The sequence below is a fragment of the Micromonospora sp. CNZ297 genome, from assembly GCF_007827625.1.
In genome coordinates this window covers 77,960-98,682 of the sequence record NZ_VISU01000004.1, presented here as the reverse complement: position 1 = coordinate 98,682, position 20,723 = coordinate 77,960, and the positions used below count along the sequence as shown (strand labels likewise).

18 protein-coding genes are annotated in these 20,723 nt (G+C 74.5%); 12 read left to right on the top strand and 6 right to left on the bottom strand.

Annotated features, from left to right (window positions below):
• Nucleotides 1-25: 25 nt before the first annotated feature.
• From FB454_RS09325 to FB454_RS09320, 3 genes are read right to left on the bottom strand one after another with little or no spacing between them, the layout of a single operon-like run.
• The gene (locus tag FB454_RS09325; RefSeq protein ID WP_145822818.1) at nucleotides 26-844 is read right to left on the bottom strand and encodes an SAM-dependent chlorinase/fluorinase; all 819 of its coding nucleotides are present in this window, start codon (nucleotides 842-844) and stop codon (nucleotides 26-28) included.
• A complete protein-coding gene (locus FB454_RS34820) occupies nucleotides 841-984 on the bottom strand; it encodes a hypothetical protein (protein ID WP_186461565.1) in 144 nt (47 codons plus the stop codon). Before FB454_RS34820 ends, FB454_RS09325 begins: the two co-directional genes overlap by 4 nt.
• A 40-nt stretch (nucleotides 985-1,024) precedes the next feature.
• Nucleotides 1,025-5,647, bottom strand: a complete 4,623-nt coding sequence (locus FB454_RS09320) for an Lhr family helicase (RefSeq protein WP_145822892.1) — start codon at nucleotides 5,645-5,647, stop codon at nucleotides 1,025-1,027.
• A gap of 270 nt (nucleotides 5,648-5,917) precedes the next feature.
• Here FB454_RS09320 and FB454_RS09315 point away from each other — a divergent pair, with 270 nt between their 5' ends.
• The 10 genes from FB454_RS09315 to FB454_RS09270 all read left to right on the top strand — a co-directional run bounded on the left by FB454_RS09315 (nucleotide 5,918) and on the right by FB454_RS09270 (nucleotide 16,207).
• Nucleotides 5,918-6,241: a hypothetical protein gene (locus FB454_RS09315; RefSeq protein ID WP_013284710.1), complete on the top strand. Its 324-nt coding sequence runs from the start codon at nucleotides 5,918-5,920 to the stop codon at nucleotides 6,239-6,241.
• A gap of 242 nt (nucleotides 6,242-6,483) precedes the next feature.
• The gene (locus FB454_RS09310; protein ID WP_145822817.1) at nucleotides 6,484-9,318 is read left to right on the top strand and encodes a Na+/H+ antiporter subunit A; all 2,835 of its coding nucleotides are present in this window, start codon (nucleotides 6,484-6,486) and stop codon (nucleotides 9,316-9,318) included.
• Complete coding sequence (locus tag FB454_RS09305) at nucleotides 9,315-9,797, top strand: Na(+)/H(+) antiporter subunit C (RefSeq protein WP_013284712.1); 483 nt, start codon at nucleotides 9,315-9,317, stop codon at nucleotides 9,795-9,797. Before FB454_RS09310 ends, FB454_RS09305 begins: the two co-directional genes overlap by 4 nt.
• Nucleotides 9,794-11,299: a Na+/H+ antiporter subunit D gene (locus tag FB454_RS09300; protein WP_013284713.1), complete on the top strand. Its 1,506-nt coding sequence runs from the start codon at nucleotides 9,794-9,796 to the stop codon at nucleotides 11,297-11,299. The genes FB454_RS09305 and FB454_RS09300 overlap by 4 nt, the downstream gene beginning before the upstream one ends.
• Nucleotides 11,296-11,946: a Na+/H+ antiporter subunit E gene (locus FB454_RS09295; protein ID WP_013284714.1), complete on the top strand. Its 651-nt coding sequence runs from the start codon at nucleotides 11,296-11,298 to the stop codon at nucleotides 11,944-11,946. Before FB454_RS09300 ends, FB454_RS09295 begins: the two co-directional genes overlap by 4 nt.
• Complete coding sequence (locus FB454_RS09290) at nucleotides 11,943-12,206, top strand: monovalent cation/H+ antiporter complex subunit F (RefSeq protein WP_145822816.1); 264 nt, start codon at nucleotides 11,943-11,945, stop codon at nucleotides 12,204-12,206. The genes FB454_RS09295 and FB454_RS09290 overlap by 4 nt, the downstream gene beginning before the upstream one ends.
• Nucleotides 12,207-12,264: 58 nt before the next feature.
• On the top strand, nucleotides 12,265-12,594 hold the full coding sequence (gene mnhG / locus FB454_RS09285; RefSeq protein ID WP_013284716.1) for a monovalent cation/H(+) antiporter subunit G: 330 nt from the start codon (nucleotides 12,265-12,267) through the stop codon (nucleotides 12,592-12,594).
• 163 nt (nucleotides 12,595-12,757) lie between these two features.
• Nucleotides 12,758-14,113, top strand: coding sequence for a hemolysin family protein (locus FB454_RS09280; RefSeq protein ID WP_013284717.1), 1,356 nt, complete (start codon nucleotides 12,758-12,760; stop codon nucleotides 14,111-14,113).
• Complete coding sequence (locus FB454_RS09275; protein ID WP_013284718.1) at nucleotides 14,110-15,174, top strand: hemolysin family protein; 1,065 nt, start codon at nucleotides 14,110-14,112, stop codon at nucleotides 15,172-15,174. The genes FB454_RS09280 and FB454_RS09275 overlap by 4 nt, the downstream gene beginning before the upstream one ends.
• A gap of 103 nt (nucleotides 15,175-15,277) precedes the next feature.
• Nucleotides 15,278-16,207: a sporulation protein gene (locus FB454_RS09270; RefSeq protein WP_145822815.1), complete on the top strand. Its 930-nt coding sequence runs from the start codon at nucleotides 15,278-15,280 to the stop codon at nucleotides 16,205-16,207.
• A gap of 98 nt (nucleotides 16,208-16,305) precedes the next feature.
• Here FB454_RS09270 and leuE read toward each other — a convergent pair whose 3' ends face one another.
• Both leuE and FB454_RS09260 read right to left on the bottom strand, forming a co-directional pair.
• Nucleotides 16,306-16,968: a leucine efflux protein LeuE gene (gene leuE, locus FB454_RS09265; protein ID WP_013284720.1), complete on the bottom strand. Its 663-nt coding sequence runs from the start codon at nucleotides 16,966-16,968 to the stop codon at nucleotides 16,306-16,308.
• Nucleotides 16,965-18,212 carry a bifunctional pyridoxamine 5'-phosphate oxidase family protein/GNAT family N-acetyltransferase gene (locus tag FB454_RS09260; protein WP_145822814.1) on the bottom strand — a complete coding sequence of 416 codons (1,248 nt, stop codon included), beginning with the start codon at nucleotides 18,210-18,212 and terminating at the stop codon, nucleotides 16,965-16,967. The genes leuE and FB454_RS09260 overlap by 4 nt, the downstream gene beginning before the upstream one ends.
• 38 nt (nucleotides 18,213-18,250) lie before the next feature.
• Between FB454_RS09260 and FB454_RS09255 the strand changes: the two genes are divergently transcribed.
• Nucleotides 18,251-19,588: an aminotransferase class I/II-fold pyridoxal phosphate-dependent enzyme gene (locus tag FB454_RS09255; protein WP_145822813.1), complete on the top strand. Its 1,338-nt coding sequence runs from the start codon at nucleotides 18,251-18,253 to the stop codon at nucleotides 19,586-19,588.
• 80 nt (nucleotides 19,589-19,668) lie between these two features.
• Nucleotides 19,669-20,370 (top strand): UdgX family uracil-DNA binding protein, encoded by a 702-nt coding sequence (locus FB454_RS09250; RefSeq protein ID WP_013474470.1) that lies wholly within the window; start codon nucleotides 19,669-19,671, stop codon nucleotides 20,368-20,370.
• On the opposite strand, the gene FB454_RS09245 is transcribed toward FB454_RS09250, so the two are convergent.
• Entirely contained in the window at nucleotides 20,360-20,707 is a 348-nt protein-coding gene (locus FB454_RS09245; RefSeq protein WP_486485407.1) for a nuclear transport factor 2 family protein, read from the bottom strand. The two genes, FB454_RS09250 and FB454_RS09245, sit on opposite strands and share 11 nt — an antisense overlap.
• Between the last annotated feature and the right edge of the window lie 16 nt (nucleotides 20,708-20,723).

Genomic DNA, 20,723 nt, shown 5'->3' with positions numbered 1-20,723 from the left:
GCCCTGCCCCGGGGGCATTCGCCCGTTATGCCGGGGCATCAACTGCAAGATCGCGGGGGAGACGGGTGATGGTGACCAGGGCGCCTGGGGTGGCTCGGAGGGTGTCGGCGGCTCGGCCGGTGTTCACCGCTATCGCGACCTGGGCGCCGGAGTCGACGTAGACCACCAGGGCGCCGGGTTCCGCGTCGCCGAAGGTACGGCCGTGGACCGCCTCGTGGCCGTTCACCAGCACCCGGGACGGCAGGCCGTCGAGCAGCGTGCCCGGCGCGGCGAGCTGGACGTTGCCGAAGTGGTCGACGGTCAGCACCTCCGCGCTGAAGCCGCCGGGCTCGGCGCGTACCACCGGTTCCGGCAGCCGGACCAGCGTGCCCGGGTCCACTGCCGGTCCCGCCTCGGCCGGCGGCGCGCCGAGCGCCAGCCGGGCGGCCACCGGCGCGAACACGTCCCGCCCGTGGAACGTGCGGGAGACGACCGGGCCGAGCCAGTCCGGGTTGGTCAGCTCCACCGCCTCGGTCACTCCGCCGAGCACCTCCGCGGCCGGGACCAGCAGCCCGTTGTCCGGCCCGACCAGCAGCCCGCCGGGCGCGGCGAGCGCGATCCCGCGCCGCGTCGTGCCGACGCCCGGGTCGACCACCGCCACGTGCACGCCCCACGGCAGGTACGGCACCGTCTGTGCGAGTACCGCCGCGCCCCGGCGTACGTCGGCCGCCGGGATCAGGTGCGTCACGTCGATCACCCGGACGGCCGGGGCGAGCCGGGCCAGCACGCCGTGGCACGCCGCCACGAACCCGTCGGACAGCCCGTAGTCGGTGGTCAGCGAGACACACCGCGGGATGCCGTTCACTCGTCGCCCGCCCTGGTGACCTGCCGCGCCAGGCGCAGCTCGTGGACCACCACGATCGGTCCGCCCCACTCCCGCTCGTGCAGCGCCGTCAGCGCGGCACGGTCCTCGTCGCGCGCCTGGCGTACCCGGATCGAGGCCACCGGCCCACCCTACGTGCCCGCTCCCCGTAACGCCGGGCGGTCAGCCGCGCAGACGCAGCCCGCGCGGGGTGGCGCGGAAACCGGCGGCGGTCAGCGCGTCGCGCAGCGGGGACGCGTGCACGGCCTCGCCGTCGGCGCGTTCCACCGAGATCGCGCCGAGCGCACCGGAGTGCACCGCGTCGGCGAGTGCCTTGCCGGCCGCGGCGAGCGTGTCGGTGTCGTCGGTGAACGACAGGATCGTCCGGCCGCCCCGCTCCACGTAGAGCACCAGGTCACCGCCGACGAGCACGACAAGCGCGCCCGCCTTGCGCCCGGCCCGGTGGCCGGTGGCCGGTGCCGCGCCGTCGCCGGAGTCGACCACGCGCTCCGGCCAGGGCAGCGCCGCGCCGTACGGGTTCGCCGGGTCGGTGGCCGCGAGCACGACTGTCGGACCGCCCCGGCGCTGGGTGTCGTCGGCGAGCGCGCGGATGCGGTCCACCGCGCCGGGCACCGCGAACTGCGCCGCGCCGAGCCCTTCGACGAAGTAGCCGCGCCGGGCCGCCCCGCGTTCCTCCATCGCGGACAGCACCGGGTAGACCCCGGCGAAGCCGCCGGTGACCTGCTCGGCCACGACCGCGCCCCGGGTCACCACGCCGTGCCGTTCCAGCAGCAGGTCGGCGAGGGCGGCGGCCCGGCGGGTGGGGTCGAGGTCGCGTCCGGGCAGCCGGGACCAGCGACCGGCCATCGTGGGCGGACCGCCCCGGCTGGGCAGCGCCACCCGGCCCGGACGGCGGTAGCGGGTGCGCGGCGCCGACGGCCGGGACCGGTGTGCCCCGCCGGCGCCGAGCGCGGCCCGCAACGGGGCGAGCGTGTCGTTGGTGAGGTGACCGGCCCACACCAGATCCCACACCGCGCCCGACAGCGCGGCGTCGTCTGTGGCGCCGACCCGGTCGGACAGCGAGCGGAAGAACAACGCCTGCCCGTCGGCGAGCGCGTCGAGCACCGACTCGTGCAGCGGGGTCAGCGTCAGTGCCTCCTCCGGCGGCGGGAGCAGCAGCGGCGCCACGTCGGCGTACGCGAGCGTCACCCACCCGTCGCCGCCGGAGATCGCGCCCGCGCCGGCCCACACCACCTCGCCGCCGGCGCACAGCTCGTCGAGCTGGGCGGGGGAGTAGTCGGCGACCCGGGCCGGGAGCACCAGGCGTTCCAGTGCGGACGCGGGCACGCTCACGCCCTGCAACTGCTCGACGGCGGCGGCGACCGCCTCGACGCCCCGGGCCGACGAGCCGACCTGCTGCCAGCGGGGCAGGAACGCGGCGAGCGCGCGCGGCGGCACCGGCTCGATCTCCCGGCGCAGGGCCGCGAGCGAGCGACGGCGCAGCATGCGCAGCACCTCCGCGTCGCACCACTGGGAGCCCACCGTGTCCGGGGCGAACTCGCCGGAGACCACCCGGCCGCCCGAGGCGAGCCGCCGCAGCGCCTGCTCCACCACGAACACGCCGAGCCCGAACCGGGCCGCGCAGGTGGCGGCCGCGAACGGGCCGTGCGTGCGGGCGTACCGGGCGACCAGGTCGGCGAGCGGATCGGCCACCGGCGCGAGGTACGCCTCGGCCACCCCGACGGGCAGCGCCACCCCGAGCGCGTCACGCAGCCGGGCGGCGTCCTCGACGACCACCCAGCGGTCCTCGCCGGCGATGCGGACCCGCAGCACCCGCCGGGCCGCCGCCAGCTCGTCGGTCCACGACTCCGGCACTCCCCGTTCGGCCAGCTCGGCGCTGCTCAGGTCACCGACCACGCGCAGCAGCTCGACCACGTCCTCCGGGTCGCGGGGACGTCGCTGCTCGGTGAGCCAGCGCAGTTGGCGTGCCGTCTCGGTGAGCACCTCCGGGTCGAGCAGCTCCCGCAGGTCGACCCGGCCCAGCAGCTCGCCGAGCAGGCCGGAGTCGAGCGCCAGCGCGGCGGCCCGCCGCTCGGCCAGCGGCGCGTCGCCCTCGTAGAGGAACGCGCCGACGTACCCGAACAGCAGTGACCTGGCGAACGGCGACGGGCGCTCGGACTCCACCTCGACCAGGCGTACCTTGCGGGCGGCCAGGTCGCGCATCAGCTCGCCCAGGGCGGGCTGGTCGAAGACGTCCTGGAGGCACTCGCGGGCGGCTTCCAGCGTGACCGGGAAGTCGGCGTACTCGCGGGCCACGTCGAGCAGTTGCGCGGCGCGCTGGCGTTGCTGCCACAGCGGCTGCCGCCGCCGGGGGTCACGCCGGGGCAGCAGCAGCGACCGGGCCGCGCACTCGCGGAACCGGGACGCGAACAGCGCCGATGTGCCCACCGACTCCTCGACGAGCTGGGCGATCTCGTCCGGCTCGAACACGACAACGTCGGCGCCGGGCGGCGTCTCCGCGGTGTCCGGCAGGCGCACCACGATGCCGTCGTCGGAGGGCATGACCTGGGCGTCCACGCCGTACCGCTCGGCCAGCCGGCGGCCGATCGCCAGCGCCCACGGCCCGTTGACGCGCGCGCCGAGCACCGAGTGCACGGCGAGCCGCCAGTCGCCCAGCTCGTCGCGGAACCGTTCGACCACCACCGTCCGGTCGTCCGGCAGCGACCGGGTGGCCGCCTTCTGCTCGCGCAGGTAGTTCATCAGGTTGCCGGCGGCCCAGTCGTCGAGCCCGCCGGCCCGCAGCGCCGCGACCGCGTCGGCGTCGGACTGCCGCAGCAGCGCCCGGACCCGGGCGCCGATCGCCCGCCCCAGCTCGACCGGGCGGCCGAGCTGGTCGCCCTTCCAGAACGGCATCCGGGCCGCCTGACCGGGCGCGGGGGAGACGAGCACCCGGTCGGGGGTGATCTCCTCGATCCGCCAGGACGACGAGCCGAGCAGGAACACGTCGCCCACCCGGGACTCGTAGACCATCTCCTCGTCCAGCTCACCGACCCGCGCGGCCCGCTCCGCGCCGGCCAGGAACACGCCGAACAGGCCCCGGTCGGGGATGGTGCCGCCGCTGGTCACGGCGAGCCGCTGGGCGCCGGGCCGGCCGGTCAGGACGTCGGTGGTGCGGTCCCAGACCAGGCGCGGCCGCAGCTCGGCGAACGCGGTGGACGGATAACGCCCGGAGAGCATGTCGAGCACCGCGTGCAGCGCCGAGTCGGGCAGCTCCGCGAACGGCGCCGCCCGCCGGACCAGCACCGCCAGGTCGCCGAGCCGCCACGGCTCCAGCGCCACCATCGCCACGATCTGCTGGGCCAGCACGTCCAGCGGGTTGCGCGGGTAGTGCAGCTCCTCGATCGCCCCGGCGCCCATCCGCTCGGCCACCACCGTGCAGGAGAGCAGATCGCCCCGGTGCTTGGGGAAGACGACGCCGCGCGAGACCGCGCCGACCTGGTGCCCGGCCCGGCCGACCCGTTGCAGCCCGGCCGCCACGCTCGGCGGGGCCTCGATCTGCACCACCAGGTCGACAGCGCCCATGTCGATGCCCAGCTCCAGGCTGGACGTGGCGACCACGGCGGGCAGCCGGCCGGACTTGAGCGCCTCCTCGATCTGCTTGCGCTCCTCCCGGGACACGCTGCCGTGGTGCGCCCGCGCGATCACCGCCGGCGCCCCGGCCGCCGCGCCGGACTGCGCCATCACCTCCGCCGGCTGCCGAGGCGCACGCACCGGCCCGGCGCCGTCGCCGGCTGGCGGGCCGTCGGCGCCGGGCAGCAGATCGGATACGCGCACCGGCTCCCCGCCCCGGGCCACGCGGCTGCCCTCCGGGGCGGACGCCGCCTCGACCTCCTCGGCGGCCAGCTCGTTGAGGCGGGCGCAGAGGCGTTCGGCGCTGCGCCGGGAGTTGGTGAACACGATCGTGGACCGGTGCGCGCGGATCAGCGCGAACACGCGTTCCTCGACCGCCGGCCAGATCGAGGGGCGGCGGGGCGCGAGGCCGCCGAGATCGTCCTCGGGTGGCTCCTGCTCGTCGAGGCGCGTCATGTCCTCCACCGGAACCTGGACGCTGACCTCGATGGTCTTGTTCGACGGCGGCTGCACCACGTCGACCGGGCGTGCGCCGCCGAGGAAGCGGGCGCACACGTCGATCGGCCGGACGGTGGCGGACAACCCGATCCGTTGCGCGGGCCGCTCCAGCAGCGCGTCGAGCCGTTCCAGGGACAGCGCCAGGTGCGCGCCGCGCTTGGTGCCGGCGACCGCGTGCACCTCGTCCACGATGACCGTGTCGACGCCGCGCAGCGAGTCGCGGGCGGCGGAGGTGAGCAGCAGGAACAGCGACTCGGGCGTGGTGATGAGGATGTCCGGCGGGGTGCGGGCGAAGGCCCGGCGCTCGTCGGCCGGGGTGTCGCCGGTCCGCATGCCGACGGTGACGTCCGGCGGGACCAGGCCGAGCCGGGAGGCGGCCTGGCGGATGCCGGTGAGCGGGGCGCGCAGGTTGCGTTCCACGTCGACGGCGAGTGCCTTGAGCGGGCTGACGTAGAGCACCCGGCAGCGGCGCCGGGGATCGGCCGGCGGCGGCTCCTTGGCGAGCCGGTCGAGCGACCAGAGGAACGCCGCGAGCGTCTTGCCGGAGCCGGTCGGCGCGACGACGAGGGCGTTGCGGGCGACGGCCACCGAGCGCCAGGCGCCCTCCTGGGCCGGGGTGGGCGCGGCGAAGGCCGCGGTGAACCACTCCCGGGTCGCCGCGCCGAACTCCGCCAGCACCCCGCCCGACCGGCCTGGCCCGCCCTGCCCGCCTGACCCGCCCTGCCCGCCTGACCCGCCTGGCCGGCCCGACGGGGTCACCTCGTCCGCCACGCTCCCATCCTGCCGCGCGGGTGTGACATCCGGCCCGCCGCCGGACCGTTCCGTCCCGCCCGCAGCAGTCCAAGAATGGAATGGGCGATTATTCCGTTAAGTCTTACTTAACTGCTTGCTTGTGGGCTGCAACATAAAGTAACTTCACTCGCGATGCGGCGTGGGGTGGAGGCGTGGATGACCGTCGAGGAACGAGGCCTGGGCTCCGGAACCGACGTGCTCATCCGCAAGGTCGACAGTCGACTGGCCGCGCTCCGCGCCGCGCTGCACGGTCCCGATCTGGAGCTGGCCGAGGAGCTGGCCGCGCGGCTGCGCGAGATGATCCTCGCGACCGCCCGGTCGAGTGCCGCCGACCGCGCCCGGGTCCGGGCCGCTGTGCACTACTTCGTTCAGCGCCGGGAGAGCCGGGACGCCCGGCTGCCGCTGCGCTCCCTGGTCGCCGCCCAGCGCGCGGTGGACCGCGCCGCCCGCCAGCTGGCCACCCCCAACGCCACCCCCTGACCCCACCCCTCCCACCCGCCCCTCCTCACCCCCACTCCGGTGATCAAGGAGTTTGCGGTGGATGCCGGCGCGTTCCCGGACACGAACTCCTTGATCACCGGGCGGCGGGCGGGCGCACGTCGGGTGGGCCGGTGAGGTAAGGGTGGGTTTTGGGGAAAACCGCCCGGTTCGGTGCCTCTGTGGCGTGTGATCGGTTGTGACACCAGCGTGTTCGCGCGCTGTCACCTCGACCGGGAGTACGCGTGCTCGTCCTGCTGATCGTGCACCTGGTGGCGGCGCTGCTCGCCCCGCTGCTGGTCCGCCGGTGGGGTCCGCGCGCCTGCCTGATGCTGGCGCTCGCCCCGGCCGCCACAGCGGTCTGGGCGGCGGCGCACACAGGGGCGGTACGCGACGGCGGCGCGGTGGTCGAGACGTACCCCTGGATCTCGCAGCTCCAGCTCGACGTGGCGCTGCGCGTCACGACGCTGTCCTGGCTGATGCTGCTGCTCGTCGGCGGCGTCGGCGCGCTGGTGCTGGTCTACTCCGCCCGCTACTTCCCGCCCGGGTCCACCGGGCTGGCCCGCTTCGCCGCCGTCATGGTCGCCTTCGCCGGGGCGATGCTCGGCCTCGTCGTCTCCGACGACCTGCTGCTGCTCTACGTGTTCTGGGAACTGACCACCGTCTTCTCGTACCTGCTCATCGGGCACAGCACCGAGCGCCGGTCCAGCCGGTGGGCCGCCGCGCAGGCGCTGACAGTGACCACGCTGGGCGGGCTGGCAATGCTCGTCGGGTTCCTGCTGCTCGGCCACCACGCCGGGGGCTACCGGTGGTCGGCGGTGGCGGCGGCACCGCTGCCCGGCGGCGGGTACCTGGTCGTCGCCGTGCTGCTGATCCTCGCCGGGGCGCTGGCGAAGTCCGCGGTGTTCCCGTTCAACGCCTGGCTGCCGGTGGCGATGGCCGCCCCGACGCCGGTGAGCGCGTACCTGCACGCGGCGGCGATGGTGAAGGCCGGCATCTTCCTCATCGGACTGCTCGGCCCGGTGCTCGCCCCGGTCGACGGGTGGCGGCCGGTCACCGTGGTCGCCGGACTGGTCACGCTCGTCATCGGCGGCTGGGCGGCGCTGCGGCAGACCGACCTGAAGCTGCTGCTGGCGTACGGGACGGTCAGCCAGCTCGGCCTGCTCACAGTGGTGTTCGGCGCGGGCACCCCGAAGGCGGCGCTGGCCGGGGTGGCGATGCTGGCGGCACACGCCCTGTTCAAGGCGGCACTGTTCCTGGTCGTCGGCATCCTCGACCACGAGGCCAGCACCCGTGACCTGCGGGAGCTGTCCGGGGTCAGGCGGACCGCGCCGGTGCTGGCCGTCGTCGCCACGCTGGCCGCCGCCTCGATGGCCGGGGTTCCGCCGCTGCTCGGGTTCGTCGGGAAGGAGGCGGCGCTCGCCGCGTTCACCGGTGATCCGCTGGTGCTGACCGTGCTGGTGGTGGGCAGCGCGCTCACCGTCGCGTACAGCATCCGGTTCCTCTGGGGCGCGTTCGGCACCCGGCCCGGCACGCCGGACACCGAGCTGGCCCGCCCGCCCGCCGCGATGCTCGTACCCCCGGCGCTGCTCGCCGTGGCCGGGCTCGCCGCCGGTCCGGCGGCCGGGTGGCTGAGCGGCCTGTTCGAGCCGTACGCCGAGCTGTTCGGACCGGTCGAGGAGCACCTGGCGCTCTGGCACGGACCCACGGCGGCGCTCGGCCTGTCCGCCCTCGTGCTGGCCGGCGGTGTGGTGCTGCACCTGGTCCGCGGCCCGCTGGCGCCCGCGCTGGCCCGGCTGCGCTCGCCGGTGGGCGGCAACCAGGGGTACGAGTGGGTGACGCACGCCTTCGACCGGCTCGCCATCGAGGTCACCGGCGCCACCCAGCGCGGCTCGCTGCCGCAGTACCTCGGCACGGTGCTGCTCGTGCTGGTGTTCGTGCCGGGCGGGGCGATGATCGCCACCACGCCGTGGCGGGTCGACCTGGCGCCCTGGGACAACCCGGCCCAGCTCGTGGTCTGCGTGGTGATCGCGGTCGCCGCGCTGCTCGCGGTCGGCGCGCGCCGCCGGCTCACCGCGATGCTGCTCGTCGGCGTGACCGGCTACGGCACCGCGATGATGTTCGTCCTCTACGGCGCGCCGGACGTGGCACTGACCCAGTTCCTCGTGGAGACCGCGACGATCGCCGTGTTCGTGCTGGTGCTGCGGCGGCTGCCGGAGCGCTTCTCGGCCCGTCCGCTGCGCCGCAGCCGCTGGGTCCGCCGCGGCATCGGGATCGCCGCCGGTGTGGTGATGGCCGGTCTGGCGCTGGCCGCGGCCGGGGCACGGCGGGCGCCGTCGATCTCCGCCGACTTCCCGGACCTGGCCTTGATCGAGGGGTACGGCCGCAACGTCGTGAACGTGACGCTCGTCGACATCCGGGCCTGGGACACGATGGGGGAGATCTCGGTGCTCGTGGTCACCGCGACCGGCGTGGCCAGCCTGATCTACGAGCGGTCCCGCACCGGGCCGCGTCCCCGCCGTCCCCCACCGGCCGCGTTGCGCGCCGGGGACCGGCGCACGGTGTGGCTGCGCGGCGGGCAGACGCTGCCGGAACGGCGGCGCTCGATCGTGTTCGAGGTGGTCACCCGGCTGATCTTCCACACCGTACTGATCTTCTCGCTGTTCCTGCTCTTCTCCGGGCACAACGCCCCCGGCGGCGGCTTCTCCGGCGGGCTCGTCGCCGGCCTCGCGCTGGCCCTGCGCTACCTGGCCGGCGGCCGGTACGAGCTGGCCGAGGCGGCGCCGGTCGGGGCCGGCACGGTGCTCGGCGCGGGCCTGGGCATCTCGGTCGGCAGCGGCGTGCTCGGCCTGGCGCTCACCGGCGAGGTGCTCCAGAGCGTGAAGGTCAACCTGTGGCTGCCGGTGGTCGGTGACTTCTACCTGGTCACGTCGCTGTTCTTCGACATCGGCGTGTACCTGGTGGTGGTCGGGCTGGTGCTGGACATCCTGCGGAGCCTGGGCGCCGAGGTGGACCGGCACGTGGAGGCCGCGGGCGAGGCGGGGCGCGGGTTGGTCGTCCAGCGCGAGGGTCAGTCATGACGCGCGGGGCGGCCGGGCCGACGCTGGTGCTGGTGCTGGCGGTCGGGGTGCTCGTCGCCGCCGGTGTCACGCTGCTGCTGGAACGCAGCCTGACCCGGATCCTGCTCGGCATCATCCTGCTCGGCAACGGCGTGAACCTGCTCATCCTGCTCGGCGGGCGGTCCGGCGCCGCCCCGCTCGTCGGTTCCACCTCGCAGGGCGAGATGAGCGACGCGCTGCCGCAGGCCATGGTGCTCACCGCCGTGGTGATCACGTTCGGGCTGACCGCGTTCCTGCTCGCTGTCGCCTACCGGAGCTGGTACACCAGCGGCGACGACGAGGTGCAGGACGACCTGGAGGACCGGCAGATCGTCCGGCTCGCCGAGAGCAACGAGGTGTCCACGGCCGACCTCGGCGGCGAGGGCCCGGACGAGGACCCGGAACAGGTCGACCCGGAGCCGGCGCGCCGCCGGCTGCACCGGGACGGTGAGAAACCATGAGCGCCCTCGTCCCGCTGCCGGTGGTGGTGCCGCTGCTCGGCGCGGCGCTCACCCTCCTGCTGTCCGGCCGGCCCCGCCTGCAGCGGTCGATAAGCGTGCTCTGCCTGTCCAGCGTCCTGGTGGTGGCGGCGGTGCTGCTGGTGCAGGCGTACCGGTTCGGGCCGGTGGTGGTGCAGGTGGGCGGCTGGCCGGCGCCGGTGGGCATCGTGCTGGTGGCGGACCAGCTGGCGGCGCTGATGGTGCTCGTCTCCTCGGCGGTGACGCTGTGCGTGCTGCTCTACTCGATCGGCCAGGGCCGGGGGGAGACCGGGGAGACCGCGCCGGTGAGCATCTTCCACCCCACGTACCTGGTGCTGACCGCGGGCGTGACGAACGCCTTCCTGGCCGGGGACCTGTTCAACCTGTTCGTCGGCTTCGAGATCCTGCTGGCCGCGAGCTTCGTGCTGATCACGCTGGGCGGCACCGAGGTGCGGTTGCGGACCGGGTCGACGTACGTGGTGGTCAGCATCCTGTCGTCGCTGCTGTTCCTGTCCGCCGTGGGGCTGGTGTACGCGGCCACCGGCACGCTGAACATGGCGCAGCTCGCCGGCCGGCTGGACGCGCTGCCGTCCGGCGTACGCCTGACCCTGCAACTGACGCTGCTGCTCGCGTTCGGGATCAAGGCGGCCGTGTTCCCGCTGTCGGCGTGGCTGCCGGACAGCTACCCGACCGCGCCCGCCCCGGTCACGGCGGTCTTCGCCGGCCTGCTCACCAAGGTCGGCGTGTACGCGATCATCCGCACGGAGACGCTGCTGTTCCCCGGCGGCCAGGTCGCCACGCTGCTGATGGTGGTGGCCGGGCTGACCATGGTGGTCGGCATCCTCGGCGCGGTGGCCCAGTCGGACCTGAAGCGGCTGCTGTCCTTCACGCTCGTCAGCCACATCGGCTACATGATCTTCGGGGTGGCGCTGAGCAGCGTCGCCGGCCTGTCCGGGGCGATCTTCTACGTGGTGCACCACATCACCATCCAGACCACGCTGTTCCTGGTCGCCGGCCTGGTCGAGGAACGCGCCGGCAGCACCGACCTGCGCCGGATCGGCGGCCTGGCGCGGATCGCCCCGATGCTCGGCGTGCTCTTCTTCGTCCCCGCGATGAACCTCGCCGGCATCCCGCCGTTCTCCGGCTTCCTCGGCAAGCTCGGCCTGCTCCAGGCCGGCGTGGCCGCAGGCGGGACGCTGCCCGCCGTGCTGGTCGCGGCCGGCACGCTGACCAGCCTGCTCACGCTCTACGCGGCCTCCCGGGTGTGGAACATCGCGTTCTGGCGGGCGCCCCGGCTGGCCACCACCAACCCGCCGGCCCGGCTGCCCGGAATGATGGTCGGGGCCACCACCGCCCTGGTGGCGCTGGGCGTGCTGTTCACGCTGGCGGCCGGGCCGCTGTTCCAGGTCACCGCGGACGCGGCCACCGACCTGCGCGAGCGCACCCCGTACGTGCGGGCGGTCCTGCCCCGGGACGTGCCGTGACCGACGACCTGCCCCCGGGCGGGGGCGCGACCGGTGATCCCGCCGGCGTACCCCGTGCGGCGCCCGCCCCGGACGCGCCGGTGCCGACCGTGGGGCGGGGCGGGCGGCGGCGGGACCAGGCGGTCGCGCTCGGCTGGCTGGTCGTCGCCTGGATGCTGCTGTGGGGCGACGTGTCCTGGGGCAACCTGGTCGCCGGCCTGGTGATCGGTGTGGCGGTGCTGCTGTTCTTCCCGCTGCCGCCGGTCACGTTCGGTGGCCGGGTACGCCCCCGCGCGCTGCTGGTGTTCGCTGCGACGTTCGTCGCGGAGCTGGTCAGCGCCAGCGTGCACGTGGCAGCCGTGGCGCTGCGCTTCGGCTACCGCCCGCGCGGCGCGATCATCGCGGTGCCGCTGCGCGTACGTACCGATCTCAACCTGGCGCTCACCGCCGAGGTGATCTCGCTGGTGCCGGGCACGCTGATCCTCGACGTCGACCGGGCCGCAGGCGTGCTCTACGTGCACGTGCTCGACGTACGCGGACCCGACGACCTGGCCGAGAGCCGCCAGCGCGTGCTCGCCGTCGAACGGCGCATCGTGCGCGCCATCGGATCTCCCGACGAGGTACGCCGGCTCGACCTCGAACCCGCCGAACGGAGGAACCATCAGTGACAGTCCTGCTCGCCGTCGCGTTGACCGTGCTGTTCTCGGCCACCGCGCTGCTCGCCCTGGCCCGGATCTACCGCGGCCCGTCCCTGCTCGACCGGGTCGTCGGCGCCGACCTGCTGCTGTCGGCGATGCTCGCCGCGGTGGGGGCGGAGGCCGCCGTGAACCGGCACGCCACCACGCTGCCCGTGCTGGTGGTGCTCTCGCTGCTCGGCTTCATCGGTTCGGTGTCGCTGGTGCGCTTCGCGGTCCGGGCTGAAGCGTGAGCGCGAGGAGTGAGCCGGTTCTGCGAGCCCCGCAGTCGCGAACGGAAGGAGGCTCGGCGTGAGCGCCGTCGCGGACTGGGTCGGTGGGGTGCTGCTACTGGTCGGGGCGGTGCTGGCCCTGGTCGCCGGCATCGGGCTGGTGCGCTTCCCGGACGTGCTGGACCGGATGCACGCGGCCACCAAGCCGCAGGTGCTGGGCGTCCTGCTGCTGCTGGCCGGGCTGGCGCTGCGTCTGCGTACCCCCTCGGATCTGGGCATGCTCGTCCTGGTGGCGATCTTCCAGCTCTCCACCGCGCCGGTGGCCGCGCAGATGATCGGCCGGGCCGCGTACCGTTCCGGGCGGGTCGACCGGACGCTGCTGGACGCCGACGAGCTGGCCGGACGCTGAACCGGACGTGCGGGAGGCTTCCCGGCACCCTCAGCGAACGTCCAGCGGGTACCGATAAAATGGGCCGCATGATCGACTCTCCTGCCCCGGAGGGCAGCAGTAGCCGGCCGGGTAATACCCGGCGAATTCCCTCCCCGACGACCCCGGGAGCACTGAACCTCCCGTGTTGATCCTCGTCGGTCTCCTTCTCATCACCGTCCTCACCGCCGCCACCGGTTACTTCGTGGCCCAGGAGTTCGGTTACGTCGCCGTGGACCGGGGCAAGCTCAAGCAGCTCGCCGACGGTGGCGACCGTGCCGCGGCCCGGGCCCTGGAGGTGACCGGGCGGCTCTCCTTCATGCTGTCCGGCGCGCAGCTCGGCATCACAGTGACCGCCCTGCTCGTCGGTTACGTCGCCGAGCCGTACCTGGGTGCCGGGCTGGCCGACCTGCTCGGCGTGGCCGGGCTGTCCAGCTCGGTGTCGCTGCCGCTGTCGGTGGCCCTCGCCCTGATCATCGCCACAGTGGTGCAGATGGTCCTCGGCGAGCTGGCCCCGAAGAACCTGGCCATCGCGCGGGCCGAACCGCTCGCCCGGGCGCTGTCCCGGTCCACCCTGATCTACCTGAAGATCGCCGGTCCGCTGATCACGCTGTTCGACCGGGCCGCCGTACGGCTGCTCCGCCGCATCGGCATCGAGCCGATCGAGGAGCTGCCCAGCGGCGCCACCCCACAGGACCTGGAACAGATCATCGCCGAGTCCCGGGAGGAGGGACACCTCGACGCCGAGATGTCCGACCTGCTGGACCGGGGTCTGGACTTCCGGGAGCTGACCGCCGGGGAGGCGATGGTGCCGCGCGTCGACGTGCACACCATCCGGGCCGACGAGCCGGTCAGCCGGATCGTCGAGCTGCTCGACACCGGCCACTCCCGGTTCCCGGTGAGCGGCGCCGAGGGCGTCGACGACCTGGTCGGCGTGGTCGGCATCGCCGACGTGCTCGGGGTGCCCCCGGCGCAGCGCGCGACCACCCGGGTCGACGCGGTGGCCGTACCCCCGTTGCTGGTGCCCGAGACGCTGCCGCTGCCGACGGTGCTGGACCGCCTGCGGTCCGGGCACCGGCAGCTCGCCTGCGTGGTCGACGAGTACGGCGGCTTCGCCGGCGTGATCACGCTGGAGGACCTGGCCGAGGAACTGGTCGGGCCGATCCGCGACGAGGACGACCCGCCGGACCGGGCCGCGGCCCGGCAGGAGGACGGCTCCTGGGTGGTCCCGGCGCGCTGGCGCATCGACGAGGTCGCCGACAGCACCGGCATCGAACTGCCCGAGGCGCCCGAGTACGACACGCTCTCCGGTCTGGTGATGCGGGAGCTGGGCCGGGTGCCCGAGGTCGGTGACCGGCTGGAGATCCCGGTCGCCACTGACGGCGACGAGCCGGCCGGCGGCCCGCGGGTGCTCGTCGAGGTGCTGGCGGTGGACCGGCACGTGGCCGACTCGGTGCGGCTGCGGCCCGCCGCCTCCGTGTCCGGGGAGGGTTCCGCATGAGCCCCGGATTCGCGTTGTTCTCCTCCGTGGTGCTGCTGGCGCTCAACGGGTTCTTCGTGGCCGCCGAGTTCGCGCTCGTCGCGTCCAAGCGGTACCGGCTGGAGCAGGCGGCGGCCGGTGGCGGCCGGGCGGCCCGCGCGGCGCTGGACGGCGTCCGCGAGCTGAGTCTGATGCTGGCCGGCGCGCAGCTCGGCATCACGCTGTGCACGCTGGGTCTGGGCGCGCTGGCCGAACCGGCCATCGAGCACCTGCTCAGCCCGCTGCTGCACGCGGTCGGCCTGCCCGAGGCGGTCAGCCACGTGGTGGCGCTGGTGTTCGCGCTGTCGCTCGTGACGTTCCTGCACCTGGTGGTCGGCGAGATGGCCCCGAAGTCGTGGGCGATCACCGACGCGGAGCGGTCCGCGATGCTGCTGGCGTTGCCGTTCCGGGCGTTCGCCCGGATCGCCCGGCCGGTGCTGTCCCTGCTCAACGGGCTCGCGAACGCGATGCTGCGTCTGTTCGGGGTGCAGCAGCAGGACCAGCTCGCCCAGGTGCACGGCCCGGACGAGCTGCGCATCCTGCTGGAGCAGTCCCGGGAGCACGGGCTGCTCGGCGCCGAGCAGCACCAGCTGCTGACCAGCATGCTGGAACTCCAGGGCACCACAGTCGCCCAGGTCATGGAGCCGTTCGACCAGATCGTCACGGTGGGCCGGAGCGAGACCGCCGAGCGGATCGAGCACGTCTCCCGCGACAGCGGCCGGTCCCGGCTCGCCGTGGTCGACACCGGTGGTGAGGTGTGCGGCCTGGTGCACGTACGCGAGGCGGTGCGCGCCGTCACCACCGGCCGCCCGGCGACCGCGGAGGAGCTGATGACCAGCGCCTTCACGCTGCCGGCCGAGGCGTCGGTGACCGAGGCGGTGGCCGCCATGCGGGCGCGGCAGGCGCAGCTCGCGCTGGTGAGCAACGGTGGCGGGCCGACCCGGCCGATCGGGTTCGTCGCGCTGGAGGACCTCCTGGAGGAGGTCATCGGCGAGTTCGACGACGAGACCGACCCGGTGCCGCGAGGCCGCCGGATGCGCTGACCGTCGTGATCCGTACCGGCCCGGCGAGGTGGGACAACCACTTCGCCGGGCCGGCGTCCGTTCCGGCCGGGCATGGCCGGGCGGGCAGCGGGAAAGCCCCGGCATGCGGTTGACCGGCGTATCGCGGGACTCCGCCTGGACCGGGCTCTCGGTGAGCACCACGCTGCCCAACCCGAGCACCCGGCCGGGCCTGCGCCTGCCGGGCCGGGTGACGCTCAGCGCCGGCGGGTCGGACGTACCGGTCCGGCACATCCGGCTCGGGCTGGTCACCCAGGTCGAACCGGAGGACCCGGAGGCGCCGCGCCGCCTGGTGCAGTTCCAGACGTGGACGATCGCGGGACGGTTCGTGGTGCCGGCCGGACGGCGGCGCGCCGTCGAGTTCGCCGTGCCGTTGCCGTGGGAGTCGCCGGTGACCACGTACGGCGGGGTGCCGCTGCTGAGCCTGCGTACCGGGCTGCGTACCGAGGTGTCGGTGGACCCGGAGGTGGACCAGGGCGCGATGGTGCCGGTGCTGATCCACCCGCTGCCCTCCCAGGAGCACGTGCTCGCCGCGCTGGACAGGCTCGGCTTCGCGATCCGGCAGGCCGGGCTGCGCGAGGGACGGCTGCCGGGGGTGGAGCAGACGCTGCCGTTCCAGCAGTGGTACGGCTTCTGGGCCGCCCCGCTCTACGCCGGCCCGATGACCGAACTCGAAATGATCATGCTGACCGACTCGGCCGGCGTGGAGGTGCTGCTCTGGCTGGACCGGCGGCTCTCCCTGGCCGGGATCACCCACCAGAGCATCAGCCGGTTCCGGGTCTGGCACGCCGGTGCCGATGAGCGCGACTGGGTGGCCACTGTGGACGGCTGGCTGCGGCACGCCATCGACAGGCACGCGGCCGCCGCCGCGCACGCCGACTGGTCGGCCACGATCCGCGAGTCGGCGCACGTCAGCCGCCCGCCGGACCGTCCGGTCGCGCCGGGTTACGGCCTCGGGGGTACGGCCGGCGGCGCGGGCATCGGCGGTGGTGGCGGAGGCGGCGACGGCACGTGAGCGCGTGCGTGTGCGCGTGCGTGTGCGCGTGCGTGTGCGTTGTTAAGAAGGGGCCCTTCCTCTACCGGAGGCGTTAAGAAGGGGCCCTTCCTTACACCTCAGCCGGCGGCGAGCTTGAGGCTGAAGCCGAGGAACAGCACCGCGACGGCAGTCGTGCCGCTCGCGGCGAGCCGCCGGCGCTGCCGGAACTGGGCCGCCAGATATGTGCCGGTGAAGATCAGCACGGTCAGGTAGAGCGCGCTCGCGACCTGTGCGATCAGCCCGAGCAGCAGGAACGACAGCGCCGGCCACGCGTACCCGGGGTCGACGAACTGGATGAAGAACGAGACGAAGAACAGGATCGCCTTCGGGTTGAGCAGGCTGATCACCAGCGCCCGGCGGAACGGCTCCCGCTGTTCCGCCGGCTCCACCTCGTCGATCAGGCGCGGCGTGGCCGGGTCGTTGCGGTCGCGCCAGCGCCGCCACGCGCCGCGCAGCATGGCCAGCCCCAGATATCCGAGGTACGCCGCGCCGGCGTACTTGATCACCAGGTAGAGCGGCGGATACGCCTGGAGCAGCGAGGCCACCCCGGCGGCGGAGAGCACCATCAGCACCGCGTCGCCGACGAACACCCCGGCGGCGGCCCGGTAGCCGGTGGCCACGCCCCGGCGGGCGGCGGTGGCCAGCACGAAGAGCGAGTTGGGGCCGGGCAGCAGCACGATCGCCACGGTGCCCAGCACGTACGTCCAGATGTCGGTGATCCCCAGCACGCCGGACATCATGACGCCGCGGGTGCCGTCGGGCGAAGCCTTTCCCGCAGGCTGACCTGTGCCGTCGGCCACTCCTGCGCGAGCATCGAGTACTGGACGGTGTCTCGCCAGGAGCCGTCGGCGCGCTGCTTGTGCCGGCGCAGCACGCCCTCCCGGCTCGCGCCGAGCCGTTCGATGGCCCGCTGCGAGCGTTCGTTGCGGATGTCGGTGTGCCAGACCACCCGGACCGCGTCCAGGTCGTCGAAGGCCCGGCCCAGCAGCAGGAGCTTCGCCTCGGTGTTGACGCCGGTACGCCACCAGGGGCGGCCCAGCCAGGTGTAACCGATCGCCACCGACCGGCGGACCGGGTCGATCTCGTAGTAGGAGGTCGTGCCGATCACCGCACCGGTGACGGCGCAGCGCTGGGTCCAGCACACCTGCTCGCCGCGTTCCTGCGCGTCCAGGTAGGCGGCGACCACCTGGCGCATCCCGGCGGCGTCGGCGGGCTGCGTGCCGCCCAGGTGCCGCCACACCTCCGGGTCGGCGGTGGCGGCGTACAGCTCGTCGGCGTGGGCGAGGTCGAGCGGCTCCAGCACCACGTGCTCGCCGCGCAGCACCGCCGGCTCGTGCCACGGCGAGCGGGCCGCACGCAGGTACGTCGGCACCGGCGCGATCACCCCGGGCGTGGGTTCGGGGCGGCCCGGCGTGAGCCGCAGCGGAACCACACCGGCCCAGTGCGGCAGCGCCTCGTCGGCCGGCTCGTCGTTGACGCCGCCGGTGCGCATCCGTACCGACACCTCGCGCAGCGGCAGCGCCAGCACCGCGGTCTCGGCCAGTTCGCGCCGGTTCGGCGGGCGGCTGTCGGCGGACCGGCCGGCGGCGACCTTCTCCACCAGCGCGGTCAGCACCGCCGCCTTCTCGCCCGCGTCGTCGACCAGGCGGGCGGTGCCGTGCGCCACCACCGACCGGTAGTTGGCGCTGTGGTGGAACTGGGAGCGGGCGTAGATCAGCCCGTCGAGGTGGGTGACGGCGACGCAGACCCTCAGCCCGGCCTCGCCCCGGGCGGCGAGCAGCGGCCGGCTGCCGGTGGACCCGTGCAGGTAGAGCGTGTCTCCGATGCGCACGTGCAGGGTCGGCAGGATGCGCGGCTCGCCGTCCACAGTGAACGACAGTGCGCAGTGGTACGCCTCGTCGAGCAGCGCGTGCGCGGTGGCCCGGTCGTAGTGCATCCGGTCGCGGGTGCGGGTGGCGGTGGTGCGTTCGGTCGGGGCGTACACGTGACATCCCACCTTTGTTCTAGTACAATCTCCGAACTGTGGCAGCACATTATCAGATCGCCGGTTCCACCTCCGCCGCGATTTCGGCCAGCGTCGAATCCGGCATCCGCACCGGCGATCTCGCCCCCGGCGACGCCCTGCCCGCCGTCCGCGCGCTCGCCGCCGAGCTGGACGTCAGCCCGGCCACAGTCGCGAAGGCGTACCAGGAACTGCGGCAACGTGGCCTGGTCGCGACCGCCGGCCGGCACGGCACCCGGGTCCGCCCCCGCCCGCCGGTCGCCGGTCGCCGCGCCGCGTTGCTGCCCCCGCCGCTGCCCGGCGGCCGTGACCTCTCCGCCGGCCAGCCCGACCCCCGGCTGCTGCCCCCGCTCGGCCCGCACCTGGCAGCGCTCGCCGCCGAGATCGGACCCCCCGGCGGGTACGCGACCGACGCCGTGCTGCCCGACCTGGCCGCCCTGGCCCGGGACCGGCTCGCCGCCGATCGCGTGCCGGCCGGCGCTCTCACAGTCACCGGCGGCGCGCTCGACGGCATCGAACGGCTCCTCGCGGCCCACCTGCGCCCCGGCGACGCGGTGGCGGTCGAAGATCCGGGCTGGGCCAACCTGCTCGACCTGATCGCCGCACTCGGGCTGCGTACCGTCGGGGTGCCGGTGGACGACGAGGGCCCCACAGTCGGCGGCGTCCGGGCGGCGCTCACCGCCGGCGTCCGGGCGCTCGTGGTGACCAGCCGGGCGCAGAACCCGACCGGCGCCGCCGTCTCCGCCGACCGGGCCGGCGCGCTGCGGACGCTGCTCGCCGGCCGGGCCGACCTGCTGCTGATCGAGGACGACCACGCCGCCGAGCTGGCCCGCGTACCCCTGCATCCGCTCGCCGGGGCGACCCCGGCGTGGGCCTTCGTCCGGTCGGTGAGCAAGCCCTACGGGCCCGACCTGCGGCTCGCGGTGCTGACCGGCGACGAGGCCACGGTGGCCCGGGTGGCCGGGCGGGCGCGGGTCGGCGCCGGCTGGGTCTCCACTGTGCTGCAACGGCTGGTCGTGTCGCTCTGGCGCGACCCGGCCACCGCCGGGCTGGTACGGCGCGCGGCGGACAGCTACGACAGGCGGCGCGACGGGCTGGTTGCAGCGCTCGCCGCGCGCGGGGTGACAGCGCACGGGCGTACCGGGATCAACGTCTGGGTGCCGGTGCCCGACGAGACGGTGGCGATCACGACGCTGCGCGACGCCGGGTGGTCACTCGCCCCCGGCGGCCTGTACCGGATCGCCGCCGCCCCCGCCGTGCGCGTCTCGGTGAGCGCGCTCGACGAGGCGGACGTCCCCGCGCTCGCCGACGCCCTCACCGCGGGAAGGAAGGGCCCCCTCTTAACGCATTCGGTATAGGAAGGGCCCCTTCTTAACACCTCCGGACAGCGCGGCGGGCCGCTCGCGTGCGCGCCGCCCGACGGGGTAGAACGATCGGCATGGCCGAGACCGAGAGCGCACCCGGCGCACAGGAGTTCATCCCGCCGTCGGCGGACACCATCGACGAGCTGCGCGCCGCGGCGGGCGACTGCCGGGGCTGCGAGCTGTACCGGGACGCCACCCAGACCGTGTTCGGCCGCGGCGACGAGCACGCGCGCGTGGTCTTCGTCGGCGAGCAGCCGGGCGACATCGAGGACCAGAAGGGGCTGCCGTTCGTCGGGCCGGCCGGGCGGCTGCTGCGCAAGGCCGTCGACGACGCGGCGCTCGACCCCGCCCAGATCTACCTGACCAACGCCGTCAAGCACTTCCGCTTCGAGCTGCGCGGCAGGCGGCGCATCCACCAGACCCCGGACCGGGTGCACGTCACCGCCTGCCGGCCCTGGCTGGTCGCCGAGTTCGCCCGGCTGCGCCCGGAGATCGTGGTGGTGCTCGGCGCCACCGCCGCCAAGGCGCTGCTCGGACCGTCGTTCCGGGTGACCAAGCAGCGTGGTGAGCTGCTGCCCTGGCCCGCCGCCGCCCAGCACCCGGAGGACTTCGAGCGGGTGCCGGTCGACCGGACGGGCACTGTGGCCGACGCCCCGGCGGCCCGGCTGCTCGCCACCATCCACCCGTCCGCGGTGCTGCGCGCCGACAACCAGGACGTGGCCTACGAGGGCCTGGTCGCCGACCTGAAGGTGGCCGCGAAGGCGCTCAAGAAGTGATCTTGCCGAACACGTCCTTGGCGACGATCCGCCCGTCCCGGACCCGGTAGACGTCCAGCCCGCGAAGCACGGTGCCGTCCTCGGTCGGCGGCCAGGCCCACTCGCAGACCGCCCGGTCGTCGGTGGCCCAGACCGCGCCGAGCGCCGGACCGTCGCCCGGACCGAGCTGCCCGGCGAAGACGTCGGCCACCGCCGCCCGCCCCCGTACCGTGCCGGCCGGCCCGTCCCAGGCGTTCGGGCAGTAGGTGACGTCCTCGGCCAGGCAGGCCGACACCGCGGCCAGGTCGCCCCGCAGCCAGGCCGCGTTGAACTCCTCGATCAGCGCGCGTGCGTCCACATCGGGCACGCTAGCG

Coding starts and splice junctions, on each gene's coding strand:
- FB454_RS09300 (WP_013284713.1), top strand. CDS start 9,794: ATGAGCGCCCTCGTCCCGCTGCCGGTGGTGGTGCCGCTGCTCGGCGCG.
- FB454_RS09275 (WP_013284718.1), top strand. CDS start 14,110: ATGAGCCCCGGATTCGCGTTGTTCTCCTCCGTGGTGCTGCTGGCGCTC.
- FB454_RS09270 (WP_145822815.1), top strand. CDS start 15,278: ATGCGGTTGACCGGCGTATCGCGGGACTCCGCCTGGACCGGGCTCTCG.
- FB454_RS09315 (WP_013284710.1), top strand. CDS start 5,918: ATGACCGTCGAGGAACGAGGCCTGGGCTCCGGAACCGACGTGCTCATC.
- leuE (WP_013284720.1), bottom strand. CDS start 16,968: ATGATGTCCGGCGTGCTGGGGATCACCGACATCTGGACGTACGTGCTG.
- FB454_RS09250 (WP_013474470.1), top strand. CDS start 19,669: ATGGCCGAGACCGAGAGCGCACCCGGCGCACAGGAGTTCATCCCGCCG.
- FB454_RS09305 (WP_013284712.1), top strand. CDS start 9,315: ATGACGCGCGGGGCGGCCGGGCCGACGCTGGTGCTGGTGCTGGCGGTC.